Raw genomic sequence first — 7,840 nt, forward strand, 5'->3', positions numbered from 1 at the left:
TGTGAGGCCCTGCCACAGCAGCCAGGGCGTGAGCAGGTAGGCCGTCATGGCCGCGTACACCGCCGGGGTCTTGAGGTTCCAGTGCGAGCCTTCGTTGCGGTTGAAGACGTTGAACATCACGTTGGACCAGCCGTGCGTGGCGTTGAAGGCCACGGTGATGCCGATGGAGGGCAGGGCCAGCACGAACATGAGCGGCAGCGCCCACCAGCAGTCGCGCCGCCAGCCCAGGATGTGCACCGCGTAGGCAAAGCCCAGTAGGGCCGCGAAGTATTTGGAGAGGAAGGCCAGGCCCACGAACAGGCCGGCCAGCGCGTACCAGCCGGCGCTTCGATCATCCGCAGCGTTGGCGCGCAGGTAGCACCAGGCCGACAGCGCCATGAAGAGGATCAGCGGCGTGTCGGTGGTCACCAGCACGAACATCCACGACCAGGGCAGCACCAGGTAGACCGCACCGGCCAGCCAGGCGCCGGCCTCGCGTTCGGCGGGCAGGTGGCGCATGAGCACGTCGACGATGCCCAGCGCGATGACGCTGGTGACCAGCAGGGTGACGCTGCGCAGCACCAGGGGTGCGTCGCTGATGCCGTGCAGCACGGCCAGCAGCCAGCCCACCATGGGCGGGTGGTCCGAATAGCCCCAGGCCGGGAACACGCCCCACTGGTAGAAGAAGGCCTCGTCGCCGGTGAAGGGGAAGCCGGCGGCCAGCACCACCTTGAGCAGCAGGGTGCCGAAGAAGGTGGTCCAGAACAGGCGCCGGGCGGCGCCGATGGAAAAGTCAGAAACGTTCATCGCAATCAATCCTGTGGTCGGAGCACGTGTCTCATCGGGTCGAGAACACCGCGGAACCGGCTTTGCCGGGCCGCAGGTGTTGCCCCTTTGAGGGGCGGAGCGCAGCGACGGGGGTGGTCTAAGCTTCCAGGGCGAGCAGCGTGACGCCAGCGACGATCAGCGTGCAGGCGGCCACGCGCAGCCAGGAAAAGGGTTCGCCCAGCCAGAGCACGCCCGCGGCCATGGTGACCACGAAGCCCAGGCTGACCAGGGGGTAGGCCAGGCTTACATCCAGCCGCGACAGCACCCACAGCCAGAGCAGGGTGCTCAGGCCGTACAGGCCCAGGCCGAGCCAGACCATGGGGCTGGTGAGCGCGTGGGCGTAGGTGCCGCCCAGGTCGCTGCCGGGCGGTGGCGCCATGCCGCGCTTGAGCGCCAGTTGCGCGGCCGACGACAGCAGCACGCAGAAGACGGCGAGCGCCAGTGCGATGGTTTTCATGTCAGCGGCTCCACGGCGCTGCGCGCGACCTGCGACGTGCGAAACGGTCCAGTCCAGTGGCACCGCCGGGCCGGCTTTGCCGGACGGCCAGTGCCGCCCCCCTGCAGGGGGGTGACGCGAAGTGGCGCGGGGGGTGTTTCATGTCACAGCCCGATTTTGGCCACCAGGCCGATGCCACCGATCAGCAGCACCACCAGCCAGGTGAAACCGTCGCGCAGGGCGAACTGCAGCGGGTCTTCGCCGTGCAGTTCGCGCCGCCCGGTCTTGAGCCAGATGCGCATGACCCACAGCAGGGCCAGCGGCGCGGCGGCCCACAGCCATTCGGGCTGGCGGTAGTGCGCGCGGCTGCCCTGGCTGTCGATGTACAGGGTCAGCACCATCACGGCCAGAAAGCCCGAGGCCATGCCCATGGCGCGCAGCGACACCAGGTCGCGCGGCTGGTAGCCCCGGCCCGGGGCGGGCGGTTTGTCCTCGGCGGCCAGTTCTTCCAGTTCGGCGCAGCGCTTGACCAGCGCCAGGCTCAGGAACAGGAACATCGAGATCGCCAGCAGCCAGTTGGACAGCTCGACCTGCGCGGCCACCGCGCCAGCGCCGATGCGCAGCGTGTACAGCGCGGCCAGCACCAGCACGTCGATCAGCGGCAGGCGTTTGAGCTGCAGCGAATAGGCCAGGGTGGTGATGGTGTAGAGCAGCAACATGGCCGTGAAGCCGGCCGACACGTGCCACGCCAGCACGAAGGCCAGCGTGATCATGAGCAGGCCCAGCACCACCGCGTGCGGGATGGACACGCTGCCGGCCGCCAGCGGGCGGTGGCGCTTGAGGCGGTGCACGCGGTCGCTGGGCAGGTCCAGCAGGTCGTTGACCAGGTAGGTGGCCGAGGCGCACAGGCCGAACGCCACAAAGGCCAGCAGCACCGCGCCCCAGGCCGCAGGGTCCAGCGAATGCGCGGCCAGCAGCGGCACGAACAGCAGCGCGTTCTTGGACCATTGCTTGAGGCGGATCGCGCGCAGCACCGTCTTGAGCGATGGGGGCGTCTGCTCGAACACCTGCGCCTGCGGGTGTTCGCGCTGGAGCGAGGCCACGACCGACGGCGGCGCGTTGACCGCGACCGCTTCGGCCGCGCCGCTCCAGACCGACAGGTCGTCACGGCTGTTGCCGGCGTAGGCCCAGCGCTCGTGGCCCTGGGCGCGCGCATGCGCGGCGATGGCCTCGCGCTTGTGCGCACGACAGAGGTTGGGGCCGTCGGCTTCGGTGCCCAGCACGTCGTCGAACAGGCCCAGGTGGTCGGAGACCTCGCGCACGATGCGCGCGTCCGCTGCGCTGGCCAGCACCAGGCTGCGGCCCTGCTCGCGCTCGGTCATGAGGTGGCGCACAAAGGGCTCGTGGTAGGGCAGGGTGGCCGGGTCGGGGCGCACCGCATCGGCCAGCCGGCGCTTGAAGGCCGCCTTGCCCAGCGGCAGCCAGGTCAGCAGGCGCAGCAGGTTCAGCGGCTGGCGGCGCACCAGCAGCAGGGCCGATTCGTACAGCGTGTCGGTGGGCGTGAGCGTGCCGTCCAGGTCCACGTACAGCGGGCAGGGTGCGTCGGCGGTGGCGGTGGGTTCGGTCAAGCGCGGGTCCGGTGAAACAGCTGTGACGATTCTAGGGGTGCTGCCTGCGCTACCCTCGGTCGCCATGCCCCTCGACTTCTGGACCCACGCCCCCCTGCTGGTCGCCGCCGCCTTCGGTGCCGGCGCGCTCAACGCCATCGCCGGCGGCGGCAGCTTTCTCACCTTCCCGGCGCTGGTGTTCACCGGCGTGCCGCCCATCGTGGCCAACGCCACCAGTGCGCTGGCCGTCAGCCCGGGCTACCTGGGCAGCACGCTGGGCTTCAAGGCCGAGCTGCGCGAGCTGCCGGCGCAGCGCCTGCGGCGCGAAATGCTGATCGCCGCCATCGGTGGCGTGGCCGGCGCGCTGTTGCTGCTGGTCACGCCGGCCAAGCTGTTCACCGGCATCGTGCCGTGGCTGCTGCTGTTCGCCACCGTGCTGTTCGCGGCCGGGCCGGCGCTGGCCAAACGGGCGCAGGCCGCGTCGGCCGGCGGGCAGGGGCTGGCGCGCTGGCGCGAGCCGGGCCTGCTGGCGGTGGCCGTCTATGGGGGTTACTTCAACGGCGGTCTGGGCATCCTGCTCATGGCGCTGTACACGGTGGCGGGCGAGTCGAAGCTCAACACCGTGAACGCGCTCAAGAACCTCAATTCGCTGGTGCTGTCCTGGCTGTCGGTGGCGGCCTTTGTGCTGGCCGGCGCCATCGCCTGGCGCGAAGGCGTGCTGATGATGGTGGCCGCCACCGCGGGCGGCTACTTTGGCGCGCGCTGGTCGAAAACGCTTCCCGTGGCCTGGGTGCGGCGCGGCGTCATCACCACGGGCCTGGTGATGAGCGCGGTGTTCTTTTCACGGCTCTGAACCGGATTCAAAGGCCGATCCACGCCCCGGCGTGCTGCCAGGCCGCGAAGGCCAGGTGCCCCATGGACACCGCGTAGCCCACGCCCACCACACCGGTGGCGGCCGAGACCAGCAGGGCCAGGCCGTCGCGGAACAGCCAGCCTAGGCTCAGCAGCATCAGGCTGGTGCCGGGCAGCAGGTTGCCCAGCGGCAGCGGCAGAAAAATGAGGGCGGCCATCAGTGCGATCCACAGCGCCCACCAGACGCGGGTACTCGCGTGGCTCAGCCCGGTCCAGCGCGGGCGCAGCCAGCGTTCGGCGCGTTCGTAGGTCCAGGCCAGGCTGTGCAGGCAGCGCCGCGTCCAGATCTCGTTGAGCTGCACGGCGGCCAGCTTCTCGGGCAGCTGCAGGCTGTCGCGCCCGCGCAGCCAGGCCCAGGCCAGCGCGAAGATGCCCAGGCTGAGCACCGTGCCCGCGCCGGCCACCGGCAGGGTGGACAACAAGGCCATGACCATGAGCAGCACCGCGCCCGAGGCCTCGCCGTGCAGCTGCAGCAGCTCGCGCAGCGTCAGCCGCAGGGCGGTCGGGTCGGTCTCGCCCGCGGCGCGCAGCCGCTGGGCCATGCCATCTTTCATGGGCGAACCACCTGGCGTGCGGCCTGCATGGCCTGCCCGACCGAGGGCGCACGCCCCACCAGCACATGGGCCAGGCCGGCCAGCGCCAGCAGCGTGAACAGCCCCAAGCCCCAGCCCACCCACAGCAGCGGGCCGACCCAGGCCATCAGCGCGTCGCCCGCGGGCAGCACGGCGCCCAGCCAGCCCAGCAGGTCGGCGCTCCAGGCCTGCAGCGCGCCCAGCCAGGCGGTGTCGATCCACAGGTTCAGCCACTCGGGCAGCGGCGGCACCGGCAGGCTGGCCACGGCGCCGCCCGCGTCCTTGAGCGTGCCGGCGTCGATGGCGCCCAGCAGCCAGCCGGTGAGCTGGTGCGTGATCCAGACCAGACCGGTCCAGCCGGCCGCCAGCAGGGCCGTGAGGCCCCAGATCAGTGCTTTCATGGCGGTCACACCAGCACCGGGCGGCGCCAGGTGGCGCCCAGGGCGTCCAGCAGGGCCACTTCGCCATCGGCCAGGTGGCCGTCGGCCAGCATCAGGCCTTCGCACTGCTGCAGGATCAGGTCCTGCAGGCCCTGGTCGGTGATCTCGTCCATCAGCTGCTGGCGCGTGGCGGGGTCGACCTCGCCGGTCCAGCGGCCCTCGTGGGCCAGCAGCAGATCCTGGCAGAAGCCGTCCACCACGGCCTTGAAGGCTTCGGGTGTGAGTCCCAGCCGGGCGGGTGCCTGCTGGCGGTCCAGCGCGCGGATCTCGGTCATCGAGTACTGCCCGTCGGCCAGCATGGCCATGGCCAGCACGCGGGCTGCGGCTTCGGGGCTGTTGGTCGGATACGCTTGCATGCAGATCTCCTGGTGGGTGGGTGAAAGGTTCAGTCGTTGCTGCCGATGCCGAACAGGCTCAGCAGGCTGGTGAACAGGTTGAAGGCCGAGACGAACAGGCCGACCGTGGCCAGCACGTAGTTGGTTTCGCCGCCGTTGACGATGCGGCTGGTCTCGAACAGGATCAGACCCACCGACAGCAGGGCCACCATGCCCGAGACGGCCAGGGCCAGCGCCGGCATCGAGAAGGCGTAGGCCGCGATGCCCAGCACCAGCGCGATCAACATGCCGGCGAACAGGAAGCCGCCCATGAAGCTGAAGTCGCGCCGCGTGGTCAGCACGTAGGCCGACAGCGCCACGAAGGTGGCGCCCGTGGCGGCCAGCGCCGCGGCGATGGTGCCGGCGCCGCCGGGCAAGTCGAGCGTGCGCGTGAGCAGCGGGCCCAGGGTGTAGCCCATGAAGCCGGTGAGCGCGAACACGGCGGGCAGGGCCCAGCCACTGTTCTGCAGCTTGTGCACCGCGTACAGCAGGCCGAAGTAGCCCACCAGCGTGAGGATCAGGCCCGGCGCCGGCCAGGCGTTGGCCACCGCCAGCGCCGCGATGCCGGCCGCGAACAGCAGCGTCAGCGACAGCAGGCCGTAGGTGTTGCGCAGCACCTTGGCGGCCTGCGGGCGGTCCGCCGACAGAGACGTGCTGGCGGACCAGGAAGGACTGCGTTTGAGCGATTCCATGTGGTTTCTCCTTTCAGGGTGAACATGGGAAGCTCGAAGATAGGGATGCACTGCCTTCCAATAAAGCAGAGAATGCGTGATCCAGACTTCCGGAAAACCAGAGATGCAAGCGGAACTCAACTACAAGCACCTGTACTACTTCTGGGTCGCGGCCAAGGAAGGCGGCATGTCGCACGCCGCCGCGCGGCTGGGCATGGCGGTGCAGACCGTCAGCGCCCAGGTGCGGCTGCTGGAGCAGTCGCTGGGCTATGCGTTGTTCAAGCCGGCCGGCCGTGGCCTGGTGCTGACCGAGGCCGGCCAGACCGCGCTGCAGCTGGCCGAACAGATTTTTCTGCTGGGCGAGCAGCTGCCCGCCGCGGTGCGCGACGCCGCCACCCAGCACGCGGTGCGGCTGGTGGTGGGCATTTCCGACGGCCTGCCCAAGCTGGCCGTGCGCGACCTGCTGGAGCCGGTGATGGCCGAGCCGCACCTGCGCCTGATGTGCCACGAAGGCGAGTTCGACGACCTGCTGGCCGACCTGGCCCTGCACCGGCTGGACGTGGTGCTGTCCGACCGGCCCGCGCCCGCCAATCCCAACCTGCGCCTGTACAGCCACGCCATGGGCCACTCGCCCATGGGCTGGTTCGCTCCGGCCAACTGGCTGGCCGCGGTGCGTGAAGACTTCCCGGCCAGCCTGGCGCGCGTGCCGGTGCTGCTGCCCACGGCGCACGCCTCGGTGCGGGTGCGGCTGGACCAGTGGTTCGAGCGCCGTGGCATCGTGCCGCAGCTGGTGGGCGAATTTGAAGACAGCGCGCTGCTGACCACCTTCGGCTCGTCGGGCATGGGCGTGTTCCCCGCGCCCGAGCGCATGCGCGAGAAGCTGGAACAGGGCTACGGCCTGACCTGGATCGCGCCCTGCGACGAGGTGCAGGAGCACTTCTACGCCATCGGCACCGCGCGCAAGGTGCAGCACCCGCTGGTGCAGCGCCTGCTGGAGGCCCACCTGGCGGGGGCGTCGTGAGCGGCGCCGTGACCACACCGGCCGTGCACATGCCCTGGCCGGTGACCAGCCCGTTCCGCATGCGGCCCGGCCTGTCCAGGCTGGGGGCTGCAGCCGACCCGGTGCCCGACCTGTTCCTGCGCGACGCGCGGGCCGCCGCCTACGCCGATCACAAGCGCCGCGTGCTGGACGCGGTACCGGCGCGCGGTCTGATCGGTGAGGCCGACCCGGCCGTGCTGCAGGCCATCGCCGACGCCTACGCGGCCCAGACCGGGGTGGCGCTGGCTCCCGATGCGCGGGCGCTGGCCGAGGGGTTGCAGGAAGATTTCGTGGTCCTGCACGACGAAGTGGATGGGATGCGCACGCACTGCCTGTCGGTGTGTTTCCCGTCCAACTGGGACCCGGCCGAAAAGCTGGGGCTGGACTTTGGCGCCATCCACGCGCCGGTGGCCGACAACGCGCTGCTGCAGGCCGGTGGCCGCGGCATCGTGGACATGGCGTTTCGCCAGGCCCGCATGCTGCGCCACGTCTGGCTGCTCACGCCCAACGGCGACCTGGCCCAGCACCCCGAAACGCGCCGCACCCGCTGGGCCGACGCCGTGGCGGCGGCCGATGTGGCGGGCGGCCGGCTGATCGACCAGGTGTTCTTTCGCGTCGAACGCCAGACCACGCTGCCGCTGCCGGCGCTGCGGCGCGGCGTGTTCTTCATCCGCATCCTGGTGGCACCGCTGGCCGAGGTGCTGGCCGTGGCGCCCGAGCGCGCCGCCGAACTGTGCGAGGCCCTGCGTTCCATGAGCGAGGCGGTGGTCGACAACCGCGGCATGACGGCGGTGCGCGAGCGCCTGTGCGCCGAACTCAGACCGTCTTGACGGTCGTGCTGGGGCCATGGGCCTTGACCGATGCGAGGCCCTTGCCGTGGCGGCGTGGTGCACCGTGTCCGTCCAGCGGGCCCGCCGGGCCTTGCTGTCGGGATCCCCAGCCGGGGGGACGCGCTGCGGCTGGGCAGATGGCCGGTCTTCCA

Annotated in this window: 10 protein-coding genes; 3 read left to right on the plus strand and 7 right to left on the minus strand. The window is 70.7% G+C overall.

Translation table 11 applies throughout. The features are described 5' to 3' along the window. From ACR2JA_RS00475 to ACR2JA_RS00485, 3 genes are all read right to left on the minus strand, one after another. Nucleotides 1–786 (minus strand): glycosyltransferase family 39 protein (locus ACR2JA_RS00475; protein ID WP_434007176.1); only part of this gene is annotated, 786 nt, incomplete at its 3' end. Nucleotides 787–904: 118 nt separating this feature from the next. After that, nucleotides 905–1,264 carry an EamA family transporter gene (locus tag ACR2JA_RS00480; protein ID WP_434007177.1) on the minus strand — a complete coding sequence of 120 codons (360 nt, stop codon included), beginning with the start codon at nucleotides 1,262–1,264 and terminating at the stop codon, nucleotides 905–907. Between the two features lie 143 nt (nucleotides 1,265–1,407). After that, nucleotides 1,408–2,871 (minus strand): UbiA family prenyltransferase, encoded by a 1,464-nt coding sequence (locus ACR2JA_RS00485; protein WP_434007178.1) that lies wholly within the window; start codon nucleotides 2,869–2,871, stop codon nucleotides 1,408–1,410. A gap of 64 nt (nucleotides 2,872–2,935) precedes the next feature. Between ACR2JA_RS00485 and ACR2JA_RS00490 the strand changes: the two genes are divergently transcribed. Further along, nucleotides 2,936–3,703 carry a sulfite exporter TauE/SafE family protein gene (locus ACR2JA_RS00490; RefSeq protein ID WP_434007179.1) on the plus strand — a complete coding sequence of 256 codons (768 nt, stop codon included), beginning with the start codon at nucleotides 2,936–2,938 and terminating at the stop codon, nucleotides 3,701–3,703. A gap of 7 nt (nucleotides 3,704–3,710) precedes the next feature. Here the strand turns inward: ACR2JA_RS00490 and ACR2JA_RS00495 are convergent, their stop codons facing one another. The 4 genes from ACR2JA_RS00495 to ACR2JA_RS00510 are packed head-to-tail and all read right to left on the minus strand — an operon-like array spanning nucleotide 3,711 to nucleotide 5,840. Beyond that, nucleotides 3,711–4,316 carry an exopolysaccharide biosynthesis protein gene (locus ACR2JA_RS00495; protein WP_434007180.1) on the minus strand — a complete coding sequence of 202 codons (606 nt, stop codon included), beginning with the start codon at nucleotides 4,314–4,316 and terminating at the stop codon, nucleotides 3,711–3,713. Further along, nucleotides 4,313–4,735: a hypothetical protein gene (locus ACR2JA_RS00500; protein ID WP_434007181.1), complete on the minus strand. Its 423-nt coding sequence runs from the start codon at nucleotides 4,733–4,735 to the stop codon at nucleotides 4,313–4,315. Before ACR2JA_RS00500 ends, ACR2JA_RS00495 begins: the two co-directional genes overlap by 4 nt. A 5-nt stretch (nucleotides 4,736–4,740) precedes the next feature. Continuing rightward, nucleotides 4,741–5,130 (minus strand): TerB family tellurite resistance protein, encoded by a 390-nt coding sequence (locus tag ACR2JA_RS00505; RefSeq protein ID WP_434007182.1) that lies wholly within the window; start codon nucleotides 5,128–5,130, stop codon nucleotides 4,741–4,743. Between the two features lie 29 nt (nucleotides 5,131–5,159). Next, nucleotides 5,160–5,840, minus strand: a complete 681-nt coding sequence (locus ACR2JA_RS00510; RefSeq protein WP_434007183.1) for a Bax inhibitor-1/YccA family protein — start codon at nucleotides 5,838–5,840, stop codon at nucleotides 5,160–5,162. Between the two features lie 103 nt (nucleotides 5,841–5,943). Between ACR2JA_RS00510 and ACR2JA_RS00515 the strand changes: the two genes are divergently transcribed. Both ACR2JA_RS00515 and ACR2JA_RS00520 read left to right on the plus strand, forming a co-directional pair. Beyond that, nucleotides 5,944–6,840: a LysR family transcriptional regulator gene (locus ACR2JA_RS00515; RefSeq protein ID WP_434007184.1), complete on the plus strand. Its 897-nt coding sequence runs from the start codon at nucleotides 5,944–5,946 to the stop codon at nucleotides 6,838–6,840. Then, a complete protein-coding gene (locus ACR2JA_RS00520; RefSeq protein ID WP_434007185.1) occupies nucleotides 6,837–7,688 on the plus strand; it encodes a heme-dependent oxidative N-demethylase subunit alpha family protein in 852 nt (283 codons plus the stop codon). Before ACR2JA_RS00515 ends, ACR2JA_RS00520 begins: the two co-directional genes overlap by 4 nt. The last annotated feature ends 152 nt before the right edge of the window (nucleotides 7,689–7,840 follow it).

Origin of the sequence: Hydrogenophaga sp., assembly GCF_051007235.1 — a bacterium.
GTDB lineage: Bacteria > Pseudomonadota > Gammaproteobacteria > Burkholderiales > Burkholderiaceae_C > Hydrogenophaga.